The 19,600-nt window shown below is 70.6% G+C and carries 19 protein-coding genes and 1 riboswitch; of the genes, 5 read left to right on the forward strand and 14 right to left on the reverse strand.

Annotation, left to right across the window (positions count from 1 at the left end; genetic code table 11):
• The first annotated feature begins 62 nt into the window (after nt 1-62).
• On the forward strand, nt 63-1,313 hold the full coding sequence (locus ACWCPI_RS19850) for a glycoside hydrolase family 18 protein (RefSeq protein ID WP_451039356.1): 1,251 nt from the start codon (nt 63-65) through the stop codon (nt 1,311-1,313).
• A 64-nt stretch (nt 1,314-1,377) separates the two neighbouring features.
• On the opposite strand, the gene ACWCPI_RS19855 is transcribed toward ACWCPI_RS19850, so the two are convergent.
• The 5 genes from ACWCPI_RS19855 to ACWCPI_RS19875 all read right to left on the reverse strand — a co-directional run bounded on the left by ACWCPI_RS19855 (nt 1,378) and on the right by ACWCPI_RS19875 (nt 6,618).
• Nucleotides 1,378-2,037 carry a TetR/AcrR family transcriptional regulator gene (locus ACWCPI_RS19855; RefSeq protein ID WP_451039357.1) on the reverse strand — a complete coding sequence of 220 codons (660 nt, stop codon included), beginning with the start codon at nt 2,035-2,037 and terminating at the stop codon, nt 1,378-1,380.
• A 146-nt stretch (nt 2,038-2,183) separates the two neighbouring features.
• Nucleotides 2,184-2,324, reverse strand: coding sequence for an SCO1431 family membrane protein (locus tag ACWCPI_RS19860; RefSeq protein ID WP_451039358.1), 141 nt, complete (start codon nt 2,322-2,324; stop codon nt 2,184-2,186).
• Between the two features lie 101 nt (nt 2,325-2,425).
• Entirely contained in the window at nt 2,426-3,787 is a 1,362-nt protein-coding gene (locus tag ACWCPI_RS19865) for a peptidase C39 family protein (protein WP_451039359.1), read from the reverse strand.
• A gap of 298 nt (nt 3,788-4,085) precedes the next feature.
• Nucleotides 4,086-5,627: an amino acid permease gene (locus ACWCPI_RS19870; protein WP_451039360.1), complete on the reverse strand. Its 1,542-nt coding sequence runs from the start codon at nt 5,625-5,627 to the stop codon at nt 4,086-4,088.
• Nucleotides 5,628-5,664: 37 nt separating this feature from the next.
• The gene (locus ACWCPI_RS19875; RefSeq protein ID WP_451039361.1) at nt 5,665-6,618 is read right to left on the reverse strand and encodes a hypothetical protein; all 954 of its coding nucleotides are present in this window, start codon (nt 6,616-6,618) and stop codon (nt 5,665-5,667) included.
• A gap of 252 nt (nt 6,619-6,870) precedes the next feature.
• Here ACWCPI_RS19875 and ACWCPI_RS19880 point away from each other — a divergent pair, with 252 nt between their 5' ends.
• Both ACWCPI_RS19880 and ACWCPI_RS19885 read left to right on the forward strand, forming a co-directional pair.
• The gene (locus tag ACWCPI_RS19880; RefSeq protein WP_451039552.1) at nt 6,871-7,491 is read left to right on the forward strand and encodes a uridine kinase family protein; all 621 of its coding nucleotides are present in this window, start codon (nt 6,871-6,873) and stop codon (nt 7,489-7,491) included.
• A 431-nt stretch (nt 7,492-7,922) separates the two neighbouring features.
• Nucleotides 7,923-9,788, forward strand: a complete 1,866-nt coding sequence (locus ACWCPI_RS19885; protein WP_451039362.1) for an AAA family ATPase — start codon at nt 7,923-7,925, stop codon at nt 9,786-9,788.
• A gap of 25 nt (nt 9,789-9,813) precedes the next feature.
• Here the strand turns inward: ACWCPI_RS19885 and ACWCPI_RS19890 are convergent, their stop codons facing one another.
• The 9 genes from ACWCPI_RS19890 to ACWCPI_RS19930 all read right to left on the reverse strand — a co-directional run bounded on the left by ACWCPI_RS19890 (nt 9,814) and on the right by ACWCPI_RS19930 (nt 17,279).
• Complete coding sequence (locus ACWCPI_RS19890; RefSeq protein WP_451039363.1) at nt 9,814-10,902, reverse strand: hemolysin family protein; 1,089 nt, start codon at nt 10,900-10,902, stop codon at nt 9,814-9,816.
• Entirely contained in the window at nt 10,899-12,230 is a 1,332-nt protein-coding gene (locus tag ACWCPI_RS19895) for a hemolysin family protein (protein ID WP_451039364.1), read from the reverse strand. The genes ACWCPI_RS19890 and ACWCPI_RS19895 overlap by 4 nt, the downstream gene beginning before the upstream one ends.
• A 204-nt stretch (nt 12,231-12,434) precedes the next feature.
• Nucleotides 12,435-12,890, reverse strand: coding sequence for a PH domain-containing protein (locus ACWCPI_RS19900; RefSeq protein WP_451039365.1), 456 nt, complete (start codon nt 12,888-12,890; stop codon nt 12,435-12,437).
• A gap of 20 nt (nt 12,891-12,910) precedes the next feature.
• A complete protein-coding gene (gene hisG, locus ACWCPI_RS19905) occupies nt 12,911-13,762 on the reverse strand; it encodes an ATP phosphoribosyltransferase (protein WP_388807187.1) in 852 nt (283 codons plus the stop codon).
• Between the two features lie 49 nt (nt 13,763-13,811).
• Nucleotides 13,812-14,084: a phosphoribosyl-ATP diphosphatase gene (locus tag ACWCPI_RS19910; protein ID WP_031486114.1), complete on the reverse strand. Its 273-nt coding sequence runs from the start codon at nt 14,082-14,084 to the stop codon at nt 13,812-13,814.
• A 34-nt stretch (nt 14,085-14,118) separates the two neighbouring features.
• Nucleotides 14,119-14,604 carry a 6,7-dimethyl-8-ribityllumazine synthase gene (gene ribH / locus ACWCPI_RS19915; protein ID WP_003988915.1) on the reverse strand — a complete coding sequence of 162 codons (486 nt, stop codon included), beginning with the start codon at nt 14,602-14,604 and terminating at the stop codon, nt 14,119-14,121.
• 25 nt (nt 14,605-14,629) lie between these two features.
• Nucleotides 14,630-16,027 carry a GTP cyclohydrolase II gene (ribA, locus tag ACWCPI_RS19920; protein ID WP_451039366.1) on the reverse strand — a complete coding sequence of 466 codons (1,398 nt, stop codon included), beginning with the start codon at nt 16,025-16,027 and terminating at the stop codon, nt 14,630-14,632.
• Nucleotides 16,024-16,665 (reverse strand): nicotinamide mononucleotide transporter family protein, encoded by a 642-nt coding sequence (locus tag ACWCPI_RS19925; RefSeq protein ID WP_451039367.1) that lies wholly within the window; start codon nt 16,663-16,665, stop codon nt 16,024-16,026. The genes ribA and ACWCPI_RS19925 overlap by 4 nt, the downstream gene beginning before the upstream one ends.
• Nucleotides 16,662-17,279 carry a riboflavin synthase gene (locus ACWCPI_RS19930; protein ID WP_451039368.1) on the reverse strand — a complete coding sequence of 206 codons (618 nt, stop codon included), beginning with the start codon at nt 17,277-17,279 and terminating at the stop codon, nt 16,662-16,664. The genes ACWCPI_RS19925 and ACWCPI_RS19930 overlap by 4 nt, the downstream gene beginning before the upstream one ends.
• A gap of 145 nt (nt 17,280-17,424) precedes the next feature.
• A riboswitch (FMN riboswitch) is annotated at nt 17,425-17,555 on the reverse strand.
• Nucleotides 17,556-17,806: 251 nt separating this feature from the next.
• On the opposite strand from ACWCPI_RS19930, the gene ACWCPI_RS19935 reads away from it, so the two are divergent.
• Nucleotides 17,807-18,706: an RNA polymerase sigma-70 factor gene (locus ACWCPI_RS19935; protein ID WP_451039369.1), complete on the forward strand. Its 900-nt coding sequence runs from the start codon at nt 17,807-17,809 to the stop codon at nt 18,704-18,706.
• A 93-nt stretch (nt 18,707-18,799) separates the two neighbouring features.
• Nucleotides 18,800-19,555, forward strand: coding sequence for an SDR family oxidoreductase (locus ACWCPI_RS19940; RefSeq protein ID WP_451039370.1), 756 nt, complete (start codon nt 18,800-18,802; stop codon nt 19,553-19,555).
• The last annotated feature ends 45 nt before the right edge of the window (nt 19,556-19,600 follow it).

Below are 19,600 nucleotides of genomic sequence, written 5' to 3' on the forward strand. Positions count from 1 at the left end.
TCATCATCGCGTTCATGCCAATCGGCGCACGTCCCCCTCTCCCCCACGGAGGAGACTCCCCGATGCACACTTCGCACCGCCCCCGCACCCGGTTCCGGGCGCTCGTGTCCGCCGTCTGCGCGGCCGTCCTCAGTGCCGGCCTGCTCGCCGGCGCGGGCACCGCCACCGCCGAACCCGCCGCGGAACCCGCCGCCTCACCGAGGCTCGCCGCCGGCTCCAAGGTCGTCGGCTACTTCACCGAATGGGGCACCTACGACCGCAAGTACTACGTCAAGAACATCGAGACGTCGGGCTCGGCCGCCAGGCTCACCCACATCAACTACGCCTTCGGCAACGTCACGGGCGGCAGGTGCGCGATGGGCGACTCCTACGCCGCGACCGAGCGGACCTACGCCGCGGCGGAGTCCGTGGACGGCGTGGCCGACACCTGGGACCAGCCACTGCGCGGCACCTTCAACCAGCTGCGGGAGCTGAAGAAGAAGCACCCCGGCCTGAAGGTCCTGTGGTCCTTCGGCGGCTGGACCTGGTCGAGCGGCTTCGGTGAGGCCGCGCGCAACCCGGCGGCCTTCGCCCAGTCGTGCTACGACCTGGTCGAGAACTCCAGGTGGGCCGATGTCTTCGACGGCATCGACATCGACTGGGAGTACCCCAACGCCTGCGGCGCCACCTGTGACACCAGCGGGCGGGAGGCCTTCAGGAACCTGATGGCGGCGGTGCGCGCCAAGTTCGGCTCCGGCAACCTGGTGACCGCGGCGATCACGGCCGACGCGACGAGCGGCGGCAAGATCGACGCGGCGAACTACGCGGGCGCGGCGCGGTACGTCGACTGGTACAACCCGATGACGTACGACTTCTTCGGCGCCTGGGACGCGGCCGGCCCGACGGCCCCGCACTCGGCACTGCACTCCTACCCCGGCATCCCGAAGGCCGGCTTCCACACCTCGGCGACCATCGCCAAGCTCAAGGGCCTCGGCATCCCGGCCGGCAAGCTCCTCCTCGGCATCGGGTTCTACGGCCGCGGCTGGACCGGCGTCACCCAGTCGGCGCCGGGCGGCACGGCGACCGGGCCGGCGAAGGGGACCTACGAGATGGGCATCGAGGACTACAAGGTGCTCAGGAGCCGGTGCCCGGCGACCGGCACGGTGGGCGGCACCGCGTACGCCAAGTGCGGCAGCGAGTGGTGGAGTTACGACACCCCCGCGACCATCGCGACCAAGATGACGTACAAGAACCAGCAGGGGCTGGGCGGCACGTTCTTCTGGGAGCTGAGCGGGGACACGGCGGGCGGTGAGCTGATCAAGGCGATCAGGTAGCCGGACCCACGGGGGCCTGGGGCGGAGGACCACGAGACCTCCGCCCCTTGGCGCGGCCCGCGGCTCAGTCGCCCCGCCGGGCGGGCTCGGGAGCCTTGTACGCGGGGTCGAGCTCCTCGATGGCGCGCATGGCGCCGCCCAGTGTCCTCACCAGCAGATCGCGCATGGTGTCGCGGGGCAGTTCCGCATGGTCGATCCAGTCGAGGGTGGCGCCCTCCACGCTGCACACCCAGGACAGCAGTCCCATGCGAGCGAGGGGGGCGATGTCGGTGCGGCCGTACGCCCCCTCGGCGATGGTCGCGACGATGGCCTCGCGCACGCCGTCCCGGATGGCGTGCACCTCGGTGTCGAAGCCGACCCCGCCGCTGACGATGGTGCGGTAGGCGGCCTGGTTGTGCTCGGCGTAGCGGAGATAGCTGTCGATGGTGCGGTGGACCCGGTCCACCGGCTGGAGTTCGAGGCCGCTCGCCGCGTAGGTGACCAGGTCGGCGACGGAGTCCTGGATGATCGCCAGGTAGTAGCCGCGCTTGGACTGGAAGTAGTAGTAGATGAGCCCCTTGGCGACATGCGCCTGACGGGCGATGTCGTCCATGGACAGCGCGTCGTACGACGTGTCGGCGAACAACTTCCGCCCGATGGTGATGAGTTCGGCACGGCGCGCCACCGAACGCTCGGTGCCGCGAGCCTGGGGACGGGACACGTCACGTTGTTGACTAATATTCAATTTAGACCCTGGATCTCATCGGGCGGCGGGACATCGGCAGTATGGCAGACCTGCGCCACCCGACCGTTCGAGTCTGATCGATTTTGATGAGAGCGCCCCGGCCCGCGGCGGTATATGTCCGCCGATGAGGTCCTGTGTGGGTCAGGTCACAGCAACCCGAGCTGGGTGACGAGCATCGCGACGACCACGACGAGGGTCCAGCCCATGACGTGCTCGACGATCCTGGGGCCGTCGTCCTTGGGGCCGCCGGTACCGATGCGGGCGGCTGTGACTGAGTGCGCGGTCATATGCCCCACCTTGCCATCGGCCTGGGCCTTTGCGGCAGAGACGTTGCTCACAGCAAAGGCCCCGGTCACCCGGGGCCCTTCCACCCTTCACACCCGGCGGCTCAGCGCACGCCCACCGCGGCGAGCGCGCGACGCTGACCGGGCGACGGACACGCCGGGAAGTAGAGGTAACAGACCCCGCCCGTGCCGGAGACCACCTTGCCGCCGGCGTTGTACCGCTTGGTCCGCAGCCAGATGTTCTCCCATTCGCGACGCTTGTAGACGCGTCGCACCGCCTGGTTGGTCGGCGAGTTCGGGTCGTTGGCGATCACGTCGCCCTCGGCGGTGAAGCCGATGACGGTCATCAGATGCCCCGCGGTGCCGTACCCCGCCCCGGTCAGCTCCTCCTTCAGGAAGGACTGGGACGTTATGGCCGGGATGCCGGCGGCGATCAGCGTCTCCAGGTCGGTGAGGGAGCCGAGCCGGGTGACCACACCCTGGAGATCCTTGAAGGTGGCCGCGTAGGCGGCGTTGAACGGCCAGTTGCCGCACCCCTCGTACTGGTAGTCGAAGGTGAAGCGAGCCGCGTGGCAGACCTGCGGGTCGGCGAACGACGGGTCGACCCAGGCGAGCTGCTCCGGGGTGAGCCGGCCGCCCCAGTACTCGACGATCATCTGCGAGGAGGTGGGGCTGCACCAGGCCTCGCCGCCGTTGTCGTACTCCGGGTACTGGCCGATGTGGATCTCCTGCGAATAGCGCGGGACGATCAGCTCGTGGGCGAGGCCGGGGGTGGAGGCGGGGACGGTGAAGCGGTCGGGGACGTCCGAGCCCATCGCGCCGACCCGCCACACCTTGGGGGTGAGCCGGGTGCCGGGCTTGCGGTAGAGGGTGAGCCGCAGCCGGTACGAGGTCAGGCGCAGTCCGGTGGCCGGGTCGTCGATGGCGAAGGTGTCCGTCCAGATGCTGCTCCTGCCGTCGCTCTGGTCGTCGACGGAGGTGCGCCTGATGTCCTGGTCGCCGGCGGCCCAGCGGCCCATCACGTACCAGGGGGTGGCGGTCCCGTCGGAGTACGTGCCCTGCAGCTCGATCTGCAGCCAGGTCCCGTCGGGGGTGTGGGCGTTCCAGGAGGCGATCACCTCGGTCGCGGGGACGCCGAGCCGGTGGACCGGGGAGGTCCAGGTCGCGTACTCCCAGCGGGCGGTCCGGCCGGTGTGCGGGTCCGTGTAGTCGATGCTGCCGGCCGGAGCGGCGATCACGAGGCCGGGGCGTGGGCCCGGGACGGGTCGCGTGCCCCGGCCGGTGCCGCAACGCCAGTCGGGGTACGTGGTCCAGGCACGGTTGTCGACGGTACGGGCCGCCACCCGGGCGGCGGCCACGCCTTCGGCGCCGGTGTCGGCTGCGGCACGGCCCGCGCCGCCGGCGACGGCTGCGGCGACCGCGGCCGCCAGGACGGTTCTGCGGGACGGCTGTTCGGCTCTGCTCATGGGCGAAGACCCCCAGGTGTCCGAGTCGGGCGGGTCCTGTGCACGGCTGTCCGCCAACTATGGCCGCAGGCGGCACGCTCTGCCAGCACTTGGACTCCGGGCGCGCCTACGAATATTGGTATGGACCACTGATGGAAGCCGGCCGCCCAGGAGCCTCAACGACCCTTTCTGCGCGGCGAGATGAGCGAGCGGGGTCTCGGCGTACGGCACCGCGGGAGGGTACGGCGCCAGGAAGGCGCGCCGCGCCGCGAAGGCGTACGCCACCGCGACGGCGTACGCCGAGACCGGTGCATGACCGTCAGACGACGTCCATGGCCGCGACCTCGTCGGGCCGGCCGTAGCTGACCGGACCGTGGAAGCGGCGGCGGGCGCTGGCGAACCACCACACGGTGGCCACGACCAGGACGACGGCCAGGGCGATCGGAGCGTAGTTGAAGGAGTCGGCGGTGACGGGCGAGGCGTGCGGCAGCATGAACAAGGTGCTGCTGAGCAGGATCCATGTCACCGCGACGACCCCGACCGGCCGGCCCCAGCGGCCCAGGTGCCAGGGCCCTGGCTGGAACTCGTCACCCAGGCGCAGCCTGAGCAGGATCGGGACCGCGTAGGCGAGGAACAGCCCCACGACGTTGACGCTGACGATGGCCGTGAACGCGGTGTGCGACCACCAGCCCGGCAGCACGAGGGCCAGCGAGCAGGCGACCGCCAGCCACACCGCCTTGACCGGGGTGCGGGTGCGTGGTGAGACCGAGTGCCACCAGTGGGAACCGGGCATCGCACCGTCCCTGGAGAAGGCGAAGATCTGCCGGGTGTTGCTGGTGAGATTGGCGAGGCCGCAGAAGAGCATGGCGCCGATCACGATCAGCAGCAGCGCCTTCGCGGTGCCGAGTCCCAGTCCGTCGATCAGGATCTGCACCGGCGGTGCGTCGGCGCTCGCCACACGGTCGTAGTCACGAATGCTGTAGACCAGTGCGAGCATCAGGACCAGGCCCGTGATCGCCGACCAGCCGATGGCGCGTGTGATCCCTCTCGGCGCGTTCACCGTCGCCCGGACCGTTTCCTCGGACATGTGGAAGCTGCCGTCGAAGCCGGTGAAGGTCCAACTGGTGACGAGCAGGCCCAGCATGCCGCCGTAAAGGGCGCTCGTGAAACCGGTGTTGTTCACGAAATGCGTGGCAAAGGACGCCGGCTGATGGTGATCGGGCACGACGATCAAAGTGCTCACGATGACCACGAGCCCGATCAGCAGCCACCAGACGGAGATCCGGTTGAGTATCGCGACCAGGTGCACGGTGTAGGTGTTGGCGAGCCCTTGGAGCACGATGATCAGGGCCGTGAGCAGCACGGTCCGGTGCGGGCTCGGTTCGTACGAGGGCCACTGCAGGGCGAGGAAGGCCTGGAGGAAGGTGGCGGCCGCGTACCCGGTGGCGGCCGTGCCGCCGACCTGGCCCACGAAGTTCAGCCAGCCCGTGTACCAGGACCAGGCGCCCTTGTGCCGTTTGGCGAGCTTTCCGGCGGAGAAATACAGCGCGCCGCTCGTCGGATAGGCCGAGGCGACTTCCGCCATCGATGCCCCCACGAAGAGCACCATGACGGACACACCGATCCAGCCGAAGACGAGAATGCTCGGGCCGCCCGCGTTCAGGCCGAACCCGAAGCCCGAGAAGATTCCCGAGATGATGTTGATGATGGTGAACGAGATGGCGAAATTGTCGAACGCCTGAAAGCGCCGCGTGAGTTTTCTCGGATAACCCATCGCATGCAGGGTCGCGTCGTCGTCGAGCAGGAGCGGATCCGCTTCCCCACGCGCTCTGCCGCGCGGGGCCGTTATCCGTTCAGACACGGTCGGACCTTTCTCTTGGGTGGGGGGTCGCGGTACGTCAGACGGCCGGTACCGGCAGACCGCAGGCGCGACGCGCCCGGGACAGCTGCTCGGCTGGGTCGCCGAAGACGCACCAAGGCATGCGCGAGGCGTACGGCCCCATCGCCGCGAAGGCGGCGCATGCCTCCTCCTCGCGCCGGGACATGACCAGGCCGTGTGCGAGGTAGGCCAGGTCGAGGACCGGCGTGAAGCGGTATTCGGCCACCGTGGGCAGCCAGTTCCGGTGGATCGCCAGGGCGGTCGAGGTCCACTGCGGCTGCTCCCAGACACGGTCGGCGAGCAGCTGGGTCGGGTCGTAGCACTCCACCAGGGCGACCAGCGGCAGCAGGCGCAGCGGCGAGTCGGCCGGCGCGCGCTGGCCGAGGAAGGCGGCGACGTCCCAGGCTGCGGTCACCGAGCCGCCGTGCCGGGGGAAGAAGCAGGCCAGGAAGCGGTGGTGGGCCTCACGGTGCCAGGGGTCGAGGGAGAGGACGTGGGCGAACAGGCGCCAGGGCCCCGGGGGTGCCGTGAGCAGTCCGCGCGGTGCCCGGTCGCGCAGCCTGTGCAGCCGGGCCATGGCCAGCTTGGCCACCCAGGGCGTCGGATCGGCGGGGTCCGCGGCGGCGGCACGTTCGCAGGCGGCCAGCGCTATCCGCTCCAGCGCCTCGGTCCGCGGGTCACGCGCGTCGGCCGCGCGCAGCGCCCGCAGCACGGCCACCCGCGCCCACAGCAGCGCCGCCTCGGGGCCGGGCTCCTCGGCGAGCCAGCGCTCCACGAGGTCGGAGTCGGCGGCCTCCGAGGCGAGCACGAGGGAGCGGTGCGCGCGCAGGGCGAAGTCGCCATGGGTTTCGGCCAAGGCGTCACGGGCGCTCAGAAAACGGCCGGCGCGGACATCGACGCATACGCTGGCGAGCACACGGTCGTCGGCCGCCGGATGCCACACATACTGCCCCTCGAATAACCCCGCGGCCATCTGCCCCAGCCCATCCCCCGTAACGGCACCTCACAGTTGCGCACCAGGCACCTTACTCAGCGTGGGCCTCAACCGGAACGTAGATTTCACTGTGGCGGCCGGAGTTTTTCGGTGCCAATGCGCAATCTGCCGGCTAGTTCAAAGCGACACCTTTTCCCTTCCCCTCCCCCACCGGTGCCGTCACCCGCTTTCACCCGCTACTAGAATGTTCCAACGAAATATGCCGACCTCCACCTCACCCCGGGAAAAACGATTCACGACCTCGCCACCCGGCTCCGTCGCCTCCCCCCGTCCTGCGGCCCGGTCCGCCTGATCGGCGTGGACGGGCACGCCGGTTCCGGAAAGTCCACGTTCGCCGGGCGGTTGGCCCGTTCACTGGGCGCCGCGCCGGTGCTGCACCTGGACGACATCGCGAGCCACGGCGAACTGTTCGAGTGGACCGGACGCCTGCTGGCCCAGGTGATCGAACCGCTCGCACGAGGCGAGAGCGCCCGTTACGCCCCCTACGACTGGCGGGCCCGCCGCTTCGGACCGCCGCTCACCGTGCCGCCCGCGCCGGTGATCGTCATCGAGGGGGTCGGCGCCGGCCGCCGCGCGCTGCGGCCTCATCTCGCCCGGCTGCTGTGGATGGAGCTGCCGCGCGAGGAGTCCTGGTCACGGGGCCGCGCCCGCGACGGGGAGGAGCAGCGGGAGTTCTGGACGGGATGGGTCGAGGCGGAGCGAAGGCACTTCGCCGACGACCCGTCCCGGCCGTTCGCCGATCTTCTGATTCGGCAGTGCGGCAAGGGGTACGAGGTGCTCAACGGGCCTGCCGGGACCGTTGAATCGAACCATCCCCTCACCCTGGGTGACGATCCAACGGCAATGTGCTGAACGCGTGAAAGGCCTTGCGGGACAAGTTCCCGGAGTGCTTCAACTCGGCTTGACCCGGGGGCCGTACAGGACTTACGTTCTCAATGTGCGGCCAATCGAGGCCGCCCCAGGACGCGAAGCCCCCGGTTGTTCCCCCGTGATCGGGGGCTTCGTTCTGTCCTCACCCCACTTCTCCGGGCGCCGAGAGGCGTGATCCGATCACCCTCGGTCACCGAGCGCCCCTGCGCCCCATCTGCTCCCACCTCGCCGAACGGCCTGTGCGGCACCCTGGGGCGGGCCATGCCCCCGCGGGTACGATGCCCTCGGTGCGACCTACGGACGGCCGCTCTGCGCACCGTTGCAACTCCGGTTCGCGGTACGGCCGTTCGAACAAGGCGGCCGGCGGACGAGCGGTCGGCCAACCGACGGGGGCACGGTTTGTGGGGGACGTGATGGACTTCGGCACGCAGGGCCCCGAGGCCCCGGCCGACCTCGCCTGGCTGCGAGGTGTGGACGCCTACACGATGGGGGCGTATCCGCAGGCGGAGGAGGAGTTCCGCACCGCGGTACGCATCGATCCCGGGATGGCCGACGGCTGGCTCGGACTGCACGCGCTGCGCGTCGACACGACGACCGCGCTGCTGCGGATGTTCCGGCACCGGGACCGCTTCGGGGAACAGCGCTCCCGGCACCGGCGGACCATCAACTCCTGGTACTGGCTGGGCTGGTGGGTGCAGCCGGTGCTGGAGAGCCCGCGCGATCTGCTGCTGGCCCACGCCTCGCACTGGCTGGACGGACGGCATGTGCCGGAGCTGGACCGGGCGCTGGCCGGGCTGCCTCCCGTGGACGCCGACCACCAGGTCCGCTTCCTGCACGCGTGCCGTGCCTATCTGGTCAAGGACTGGGAGCAGCTCGTCCGGCACACCGACCCGCTGCTCGACGACCCCATGCTCGGCATCGAGGCGGGACTGTTCGGCGGCATGGCGCGGGTGCGGCTGGAGATGTACGGCCAGGCCGAACCGCTGCTGTCGGCCGCGCTGATGCGCTGCCGCAGCGAGCAGCCGCAGCGCAAGGAACTGCGGTACTGGCTGGCCCGTGCGTACGAGGGCACCGGCCGGTCGGCGGCCGCCTTACCCCTCTACCGCGCCGTCCACCGGGTCGACCCCGCCTTCATGGACACCTCGGCCCGGCTCGCGGCGATCGCCGAGGGCGACGGGTACGACGACACCGCCGACCTCGCGGCGATCACGCTCACCGGGGTCGGGCAGGACATGGCGGACGGCCCCGACGGGCTCGACCCGCTCTTCGGCACCGAGGGGCGGGACCTCAGGTTCCCCGACCCCGATCTGCCGTCGGCCGGTCCGCTGCCGTCGGTGGTCGATCCGGCGGTGCGCGAGAAGACGGCCCTGTCCTCGCAGCCGCTGCCCGCCGGGCCCACCGACCCGGCCCTGCTGGAGGAGGCGCTCGCAGAGCTGGAGCGCATGGTGGGTCTCGAGCCCGTCAAGCGCCAGGTCAAAGCCCTGTCCGCGCAGCTGAACATGGCCCGGTTGCGCGCCGGGCAGGGTCTGCCGGTGCAGCCGCCCAAGCGGCACTTCGTCTTCTCCGGCCCCTCGGGCACCGGCAAGACGACGGTCGCCCGCATCCTGGGCCGCGTGTTCTACGCTCTCGGACTCCTCGGCGGCGACCACCTGGTGGAGGCCCAGCGGGCCGACCTGGTGGGCGAGTACCTGGGCCAGACCGCCGTGAAGGCCAACGAGCTCATCGACTCCGCGCTCGGCGGGGTCCTCTTCGTGGACGAGGCGTACTCCCTCTCCAACACCGGCTACGGCAAGGGCGACGCGTACGGCGACGAGGCCCTGCAGGTGCTGCTGAAGCGGGCGGAGGACAACCGGGACCACCTCGTGGTGATCCTCGCCGGTTATCCGGAGGGCATGGACCGCCTGCTGGCCGCGAACCCGGGCCTGTCGTCCCGCTTCACGACCCGCGTCGACTTCCCCTCGTACCGGCCCCTGGAACTGACGTCGATCGGCGAGGTGCTCGCCGCCGAGAACGGGGACGTGTGGGACGAGGAGGCACTGGAGGAGCTTCGGTCGATCGCCGGGCACGTGGTCAGCCAGGGGTGGATCGACGAGTTGGGGAACGGACGGTTCCTGCGCACGCTGTACGAGAAGAGCTGCGCCTACCGGGATCTGCGGCTCTCGACCTATCCCGGGGCGCTGACGAGGGACGACTTGTCGACACTTCGGCTCCCGGACCTGATGCAGGCGTACGGGGAGGTGCTGTCGGGGAGGGGGCCGCAGGATCCGTCGGCGATGTGACGGACCCCGCGGCACGGCACCGGCGTCAGCCGGCCAGCGCCTCCTCCGGCTCCCCGCTGTTCAGCCGCGGCCCGGTGACCCGTACCTCGGCGAGGTCGCGGTGAGCCGGATCCCGTACCTCACCGACCAGGAGTTCCAGTACGTCCTCCAGCGCGACCAGGCCGAGGACCTTGCCCGAGGCGTCGGCCACCTGCGCGAGGTGGGTCGCGGCGCGGCGCATCACCGTGAGGGCGTCGTCGAGCGGCAGTTCGGACCGCAGGGTCGTCATCGGCCGCCACACCTGCTGCGGCACCGCCCGTTCCGACTCCTCCAGGTCCAGTACGTCCTTCACGTGCAGATAGCCCATGAAGGCGCCGTTCTCCGTCGCCACCGGGAAACGGGAGTACCCGGTACGGGCGGTGAGCTCGACGATCTGGCCCGGCGTGACCGAGGGGCTGACGGTGACCAGGGACTCGCGCCTGAGGAGCACGTCCGTCACCGGGCGGGAGCCCAGCTCCAGGGCGTCCCCGAGACGTTCCTGTTCCTCGGGGTCGAGCAGGCCCGCCTGGCCGGAGTCCTCCACGAGCCGGTTGAGCTGCTCGCTGGTGAACACCGCCTCGATCTCGTCCTTCGGCTCGACGCGGAAGAGCCGCAGGACGGCCTGCGCGACCGCGCCCAGGGCCACGGTGATCGGCTTGCAGAGGCGGGCGAACCAGACCAGTCCGGGGCTGAGCCACAGCGCGGCCTTCTCCGGAGCCGCCATCGCCAGGTTCTTCGGCACCATCTCGCCGATGACCAGATGGAAGAAGACCACCGCGGCGAGCGCGATGACATAGGTGAGCGGGTGGATCATGCCGTGCGGCAGATGGATCCACTCGAACACCGGCTCCAGCAGATGCGCCACCGTCGGCTCGGCGACCGCGCCGAGCGTCAGCGAGCAGACGGTGATGCCGAACTGGGCCGCCGCCATCATCTGCGGCAGCCGCTCCAGCCCGTACAGCACCTGGCGGGCGCGCGCCGTGCCCAGCGGTTCGATCTGGCTGCGCCGGACCGAGACGAGGGCGAACTCGGCGCCGACGAAGAAACCGTTGGCCAGGACGAGCAGCGCGGCGAAGAGGAGTTGGAGCACGCTCATCGGGCGACCTCCACCACGGCCCCGGTCCGGACCAGCCGGACGCGCTCGGCGCGGTAGTGGCCGACCCGGCGCACCGACAGCCGCCAGCCCGGCAGTTCCGCCTTGTCACCCACGGCGGGGATCCGGCCGAGCAGGTCGGCGACGAGCCCGGCGACGGTCTCGTACGGTCCCTCGGGCACGTCGAGCCCTATGCGCTGGAGGATGTCGACCCGGCAGCTGCCGTCGGCGTCCCAGGCGGGCCGGCCGTCCTCCGGTGGGGCGGCGGCCAGTTCGGCCGGTTCGTTGAGCACGTCGTCGTGTTCGTCGCGGACCTCGCCGACGATCTCCTCGACGATGTCCTCCAGGGTGACCACCCCGGCGGTGCCGCCGTACTCGTCGACGACGACCGCGATGGGCTGCTCGCTGCGCAGCTGGGCGAGGAGGGGCTGGACCGGCAGGGTCTCGGGGACGAGGAGCGCGGGGCGGGCGATACGGCCGACCGGGGTACGCAGCCGGTCACGCGAGCGGATCGCCAGGGCGTCCTTCAGGTGGACCATGCCGACGATCTCGTCGATCTTCTCCCGGTACACCGGGAAACGGGACAGGCCCGTCGCCCGCGTCAGGTTCACCACGTCCTCGGCGGTCGCCGACGACTGCAGCGCGCTCACCTTCACACGCGGCGTCATGACGTGCTGCGCGGTCAGCTCGCCGAGCGACAGGGTCCGGACGAAGAGGTCCGCGGTGTCCTGCTCCAGGGCGCCCGCCTGGGCGGAGTGCCGGGCGAGGGAGACCAGTTCGCCGGGGGTGCGGGCGGAGGCCAGTTCCTCGGCGGGCTCGATGCCCATGGCGCGCACCAGACGGTTGGCGACCGAGTTCAGCCCGGCGATCACCGGTCGGAACAGCCGCGCGAAGGCGTGCTGCGGGCCGGCGACGAAGCGCGCGACCTGCATCGGCCGGGACACCGCCCAGTTCTTGGGCACCAGCTCACCGATCACCATCTGCACGGCCGAGGCCAGCAGCATGCCGACGCCCACGGCCACACCGGGGACGGCACCCTCGGGGATGCCGACCGCCCTGAAGGGGCCGCCCAGCAGCTGGGCGAGCGCCGGTTCGGCGAGCATGCCGACGACGAGGGAGGTGATGGTGATGCCGAGCTGGGTGCCGGAGAGCTGGAAGGACAGCTCCTTGAGCGACTCGACGACCCGCAGGGCTCGTCGGTCGCCTTCGGCGGCGGCCTTCTCGGCGTCGGTCGTCTCGACCGTGACCAGGCCGAACTCGGCCGCCACGAAGAAGCCGTTGGCGAGGATCAGGACGAACGCGGCCGCCAGAAGCAGCAGGGGGACGCTCATGATGCCGCCGCCCCGGTATGTCGGGAGGGGGCGGCGCAGGTACTACAGGACGATCCGTCCATCGCTGGAGGGAATCACTCCTCGGGTAGCAGGGGGGACCTCTGGAGTCCGCTCGGAACATCAGAGGCGGAGGCGCCATGGAAACGCCTCCGCCAACAGATTAATCAAGACACGGGGATTTACGTCAGGGTGAACGTCACCGAGTCAGCCCCGCGGTTCCCCGGGCTCGCGCAGGGAACGGGCTTCCGCGAGGGCCCGCAGGGCGCGTGCGTCGGCGATGGCGCGCTCCTTGGCGATGCCGGGCTGGATGCCGAGCGCGGGCAGGCTGGTGCCGTCGCTGAGGTTGAGGAACACCCAGGGATCACCCGGGCGGAGGTTCACCTGGACGATCTCGGCCCAGTCGAGCCGGCGCCTGGTGGCGATGTTGACCACCGTCACGCCGCTCTCGTCGGCGACGACCTTCACCCGGGCCAGCATCGCCAGCACGCCGGACATCAGCGCGGCGGTGAAGACGAAGCTGAGGCGCTCCCCCGGGCTGAGCCGCTCCAGCAGCAGGGCGACCGTGGTGATCACCACGAAGATGGCGACGCCCGCGGTGAGCAGGACGGCCCGGGTGCGGCCCGGCCGGAAGGTGACGGGCAGGGTGGGAACTTCGGACATCGGCGTACGGCCTCCCGGGTTCAGAGGCGGCAGGCGTGGATGGCCGTGGTCAGGATGGCCCGGGCGCCGATGTCGTACAGGTCGTCCATGATGCGCTGGGCTTCCTTGGCCGGAACCATGGCCCGCACGGCGACCCAGCCCTCGTTGTGCAGCGGCGAGACGGTCGGGGACTCCAGGCCGGGGGTGAGGGCGACGGCCTTCTCCAGCTGCTCGACGCGGCAGTCGTAGTCCATCATCACGTACGTCCGGGCGACCAGGACGCCCTGGAGGCGGCGCAGGAACTGCTGCACCTTGGGCTCCTCGCCGTCCGCGCCGGTACGGCGGATGACGACGGCCTCCGACTTCATGATCGGCTTGCCGACGACCTCCAGTCCGGCATTGCGCAGCGAGGTGCCGGTCTCGACGACGTCCGCGATGACCTGGGCGACTCCGAGCTGGATGGCGGTCTCGACGGCGCCGTCGAGGTGGACGACGGAGGCGTCGACGCCGTTGTCGGCGAGGTACTTGGCGACGATGCCCTCGTACGAGGTGGCGACCGTCTTGCCCTTCAGGTCCGCGAGCTCGTCGCCGACGGTGCCGGGCTTGGTGGCGAACCGGAAGGTGGAGCGCGCGAAGCCCAGCGGGAGGATCTCCTCGGCATCGGCGCCGGAGTCGATCAGCAGGTCACGGCCGGTGATGCCGATGTCGAGCTGCCCGGAGGAGACGTAGATCGCGATGTCGCGGGGGCGGAGGTAGAAGAACTCGACCTCGTTCTCCGGGTCGACGATGCGCAGTTCCTTGGACTCGCGGCGCTGCTGGTAGCCGGCCTCATGCAGCATCTCCGCCGCAGGGCCGGACAGTGAACCCTTGTTGGGGACGGCGATGCGCAGCATGAGGTCGGCTTCCTTCGTTCGCTCTTACGGGTGTGCTGGGTGCTGGTGCTCAGAGGTGGGCGTAGACGTCGTCGAGGGAGATGCCGCGAGCGACCATCATCACCTGGACGTGGTAGAGCAGCTGCGAGATCTCCTCGGCGGCCGCTTCCTTGCCCTCGTACTCGGCGGCCATCCAGACCTCGGCGGCCTCCTCGACGACCTTCTTGCCGATGGCATGGACGCCCTTGCCGACCAGTTCCGCGGTGCGGGAAGTGGCGGGGTCGCCGTTTGCGGCCTTGTGCTGGAGCTCGGTGAAGAGCTCCTCGAACGTCTTCTTGGACATGGTGGCGCCCACTCTACGCGTAGTGCCGCTCCACCTAGCGCCACGGTTCAGATACTGAGCGGAGGGTGGCGGCGGTGGCGACCGCCGCCGTCACCGCCTCGTGTCCCTTGTCCTCGTTGGAGCCCTCGATACCCGCCCGGTCCAGGGCCTGTTCCTCGGTGTCGCAGGTCAGCACGCCGAAGCCGACCGGGACGCCGGTCTCGACGGAGACCTGGGTGAGGCCCTGGGTCACGCCCTGGCACACGTACTCGAAGTGCGGGGTGCCACCGCGGATCACGACGCCGAGGGCGACGATCGCGTCGTAGCCGCGGCCCGCGAGGACCTTGGCGACCACCGGGAGTTCCCAGCTGCCGGGGACCCGCAGCAGGGTCGGCTCGTCGATTCCCAGGTCGTGCAGGGCGCGCAGGGCGCCGTCCACCAGACCGTCCATCACCTTCTCGTGCCACTGTGCCGCGATGACGGCGACCCGCAGGTCACCCACATTGCGTACGGACAGCTCCGGTGCGCCCTTGCCGCTCACGTTCTTGCGTCTCCTCGGTGTGCTCTTACTGGTTGGTGCAGGTGGCCAGGGAGGCCGCGGGTGCCGGGTCCAGCCACGGCAGGTCGTGTCCCATCCGGTCGCGCTTGGTGCGCAGGTACCGCAGGTTGTGCTCGCCCGCCTGTACGGGCATCGGCTCGCGGTCGGTGACCTTGATGCCGTGGCCGACGAGCGCGTCGGTCTTGTCCGGGTTGTTGGTCAGGAGGCGGACGCTCGTCACCCCCAGATCGGCGAGTATCTGCGCGCCGGCGCCGTAGTCGCGGGCGTCGGCGGGCAGACCGAGTTCGAGGTTGGCGTCGAGGGTGTCGCGACCGCGCTCCTGGAGTTCGTAGGCGCGCAGCTTGGACATCAGTCCGATGCCGCGTCCCTCGTGGCCGCGCAGGTAGACCACCACTCCCCTGCCCTCGGCCTGGATGCGCTCCAGGGCCGCCTCCAACTGGGGGCCGCAGTCGCAGCGCTGGGAGTGGAAGACGTCTCCGGTGAGGCACTCGGAGTGGACGCGCACGAGGACGTCCTCGCCGTCACCGATCTCACCGTGCACGAGGGCGACGTGTTCGACGCCGTCGACGGTGGAGCGGTAGCCGTAGGCGGTGAAGGTGCCGTGGGCGGTGGGGAGGTGGACCTCGGCCTCGCGGCGGACGAGGGGCTCGGCCGGCCGGCGCTGCCCGGAGAGAGCGGTCCGCAGGCCGGGGAGGGTCCGCTCCCGCTCGGCCGGGGCCGGCTCCTGCCCGGCCGGTGCCGGGGACTCGACGCGGCGGCGGTGGGCGATCAGGTCCTCGATGGAGATGATCGTCAGGCCGTGCTTGCGGGCGAACGGGATCAGCTCGGGCAGCCGCAGCATCTCGCCGTCCTCGCCGGCGATCTCGACGATGGCACCGGCCGGGCGCAGTCCCGCGAGCCGGGCCAGGTCGACGGCGGCCTCGGTGTGGCCGTCGCGGACGAGTACGCCGCCGGACCGGGCACGCAGCGGGAAGATGTGGCCGGGGCGGACGAAGTCGGCCGGCTCGGCGGTACCGCTCGCGAGGAGCTGGAGGGTGGTGGCGCGGTCGGAGGCCGAGATGCCGGTGGTCACGCCGTGGGCGGCGGAGGCGTCCACGGAGACGGTGAACGCGGTCTTCATCGACTCGGTGTTGTCGTCGACCATCTGCGGCAGGCCCAGCCGGTCCAGTTCCTCGCTCTCCATGGGCGCGCAGATCAGGCCGCGGCACTCGCTCATCATGAAGGCGACGATCTCGGGGGTCACCTTCTCGGCGGCGATTACGAGGTCGCCCTCGTTCTCACGGTCCTCGTCGTCGACGACCACGATGGGGCGGCCCGCAGCGATGTCGGCGATGGCCTGCTCGACGGGGTCGAGCGTGAGGTCCTCGACCGCTTCGGTGCTGTACAGAACGGGTGCCGTGGTCATGCCGGCGCTCCTTCCAGGACGGGCCGCGCGTCCCCGCGGGAGCGCAGCCACCAGTCGCGCATGCCCCACAGGGCGAGTGCGCCGTAGATGACGTAGACGAAGCCGGAGAAGGCGTAGCCGTTGGCGAAGTTGAGGGGCACGCCGACGAGGTCGACGAGCAGCCACGCGAACCAGAACTCGACCATGCCGCGCGCCTGGGCGTACATGGCGACGATGGTGCCGACGAAGATGTACGCGTCCGGCCAGGGGTCCCAGGACAGGGTCGGGTACGCCTTGAAGAGCAGCGCCACCGCGACCGTCCCGGCGGCTGCCGCCGCGAGCATCGCCGCGCGCTCACGCCAGGTGGCGAACCGTACGGCGATGTGGCCGTCCTCCGCCCGGCCCTTGCCGCGCTGCCACTGCCACCAGCCGTACAGGGCGACGACCATGACGACCGCCTGCTTGCCGGCGCTGCCGGTGAGGTGGCCGAAGAAGGCTCCGAAGAGGATCAGGCCGGCGAGGAACTGCACGGGCCAGGTCCACAGGGAGCGCCGCCAGCCGAGAGCGAGGGCGGCGAGGCCGAAGAGGTTGCCGACCATGTCGGACCAGAGGATGTGCTGACCGAAGAGCGTGAAGGCCTCGGAGTTCAGCGAGTTCACTTGGCCGCCGCCCCTTCGGAGGAGAGCCGGTCGCCCAGCATCCGCTCGACGTACTTGGCGATGACGTCGACCTCGAGGTTGACCGGGTCGCCGGGCTGCTTCAGGCCGAGCGTGGTCAGGTCGAGGGTGGTGGGGATGAGGCTGACGGTGAAGTGGTCGGCTCCGGCGTCGACGACGGTGAGGCTGATGCCGTCGACGGTGATGGAGCCCTTCTCGACCACGTACCGGGAGAGGTCCGCGGGGAGCGAGATCTTCACCAGCTCCCAGTTCTCGGACGGCTTGCGCTCCAGCACCCGGCCGGTGCCGTCCACATGGCCCTGCACGATGTGCCCGCCGAGGCGCGCGCCCACGGCGGTGGGTCGTTCGAGGTTGACGCGGGAGCCGACGGTGAGGACGCCCAGGCTGGACCGCTTGAGGGTCTCGGCCATCACGTCGGCGGTGAACTCGTCGCCCTCGTGGTCGACGACCGTGAGGCAGACGCCGTTCACCGCGATGGAGTCGCCGTGCTTGGCGCCTTCGGTGACGACGGGACCGCGCAGTCGGAAGCGACAGGCGTCGTCGAGGGTCTCGACGGCCGTGACGTGGCCCAGCTCTTCGACGATTCCGGTGAACACTTCCCGGGTCCTCCTGCCTCGTGGGGCACGGACTCCGGGGCTGTCGATGACGACAGAATGTACGAGCAGGGACGCCGGGGGCGACGCCGGACAGGGCTCGTCCCATGGACGAACCGGTACGGCGGCGCGCACGAATGCCCGCCCGCCGCGCACTGCCTCCCATCCGGACTTTAACCGTCGGTCCAGGAATTTCACCTGGTCAACCGGCCGCTGGAGGCGACCGGGTCGCGGACTGTAACCGCCGGTTCGGACTTTCACCGACCCCGGAGTGCGCTGCTTCTGGTACAGGGCCAGTGTGCCACGCCCGCCAGACGTCCATGCGTGCGAATGCTGTGGGGTGCCTCACAGGCCACGGGGTCGACCACCCCGCACCGGAATTGGTCCATACCTATTGACCTTAGTGGTCTAGTCCTCCTAGGGTCGACGGGACCGATCCGCCAAGACGGCCCGGTGGCGGTGACGACGGCCCTTGCCCGCCGCCGGGTCTGCCCACACCCGCTCGCCGCAGCTCTGGCAGGGTGACCGTCATGACGACCGCCACCGCCGACGAGTTCGAGACGCACCGCCCCCGGCTGTTCGGGCTGGCCTATCGGATGCTCGGCTCCGCCGACGAGGCCGAGGACACCGTCCAGGACGCGTTCGTGCGCTTCAGCGGCGCCGACCGCAGCGCCATCCGGTACCCGGCGGCCTGGCTGGCCAAGGTCGTCACCAACCTCTGCCTGACCCGGCTGACCTCGGCCAGGGCCCGGCGCGAGCAGTACGTCGGGCCCTGGTTGCCGGAACCCGTCGTCACCTCGGACGGCACGCTCGGGCCACTGGAGTCCGCCGAGCAGCGGGACGCCGTGTCCATGGCGATGCTGGTGCTGCTGGAGCGGCTCACCCCGACGGAACGGGCCGTGTACGTGCTGAGGGAGGCGTTCGCGTACGGCCACCGGGAGATCGCCGAGGCGCTGGACCTGACCGAGGCGAACTGCCGTCAGCTGTACCGGCGGGCGGTCCGGCGGGTGGGTGAGCCGCGGTCGCGCTTCGAGTCGACTCCCGAGCGGCAGGAGGAACTGGTCGCGTCCTTCGTGGCTGCGGCACGGGAGGGTGATCTGGCCCGCCTGGAGAAGGTGCTGGCGGCCGGCGTGGTCTGGTCGAGCGACGGTGGCGGCAAGGTCTCGGCGGCCCGGCGGCCGGTCGAGGGCCGGGAGAAGGTGTCCCGTCTCCTGGTGGGCCTGGTCGAGCGGTTCATGGAGGGCGTGCACTTCACCACGGCCGAGGTCAACGGCGAGCCCGCGGTGGCCGCGTGGGCGGGCGGCACGCTCGTCGGCCTGGTCGTGCTCGAACTGGGCGACGGTCTCGTCGTACACGCCCGGGCCGTGGTGAACCCCGACAAGCTGGCGTTCGCGGGCCGTCAGCTGACCGGGGCGCAGAAGACGCCGTAGGCCGGATGTCACATTCCGCACCGGGTATTCGGTCCCAGCTGACGAGGGGCGGCTCCATCCGGGAGCGCCCGGCGTCCGAAGGGACCGAACGACATGACCACGATCCTGGTGACCGGCGGCACCGGAACGCTCGGCCGGCTCGTCGCCGAGCGGCTGCGCGCGGACGGGCACGAGGTGCGGGTGCTCAGCCGGCACGCCCAGCCGTACGCCGTCGATCTGCGCAAGGGCGGCCCCGGGCTGGACGCGGCGATGGCGGGCGTGGACACCGTCGTGCACTGCGCGTCCTCGCCGGGCGGCGGCGACGAGGAGGCCGCCACGCGGCTGATCGCGGCGGCGCGCGAGGCCGGTGTCCGGCATCTGGTGTACATCTCGATCGTCGGCGTCGACCGGGTGCCGTTCGGCTACTACAGGAGCAAGCTGGCCGTGGAACGACTGGTCGAGGAGTCCGGGCTCGGCTGGACGGTGCTGCGTGCGACGCAGTTCCACGACCTGATCGCGCAGTTGTTCGGGATGTTGTCCAGGTCGCCGGTCATGCTGGTGCCGGCCGGGGTGCGGGACCAGCCCGTCGAGGTGGCGGAGGTCGCCGACCGCCTCGCCGGCCTGGCCGTCAGCGCTCCCGCGGGACGGGTCGAGGACATGGGCGGTCCCGAGGTGCGGTCCCTGGACTCCCTGGCCCGCGCCTATCTGAAGGCGACGGGCCGCAGGCGACGTGTGGTGAGCGTGCCGCTGTGGGGCAAGGCGTACCGGGGCTTTCGTTCGGGAGGGCATCTGGCCCCCGGGCTCGCGGTGGGCAAGGGCACGTTCGAGGAGTATCTGCAAGGACGGCTCGCGGGGCGGCGGGAAGCCTGACGCCGCGCTTTCGCAGCACCGAGGCCGGCAGCTGTCCGGCGCGGC

It is taken from the genome of Streptomyces sp. NPDC001920 (assembly GCF_053594495.1).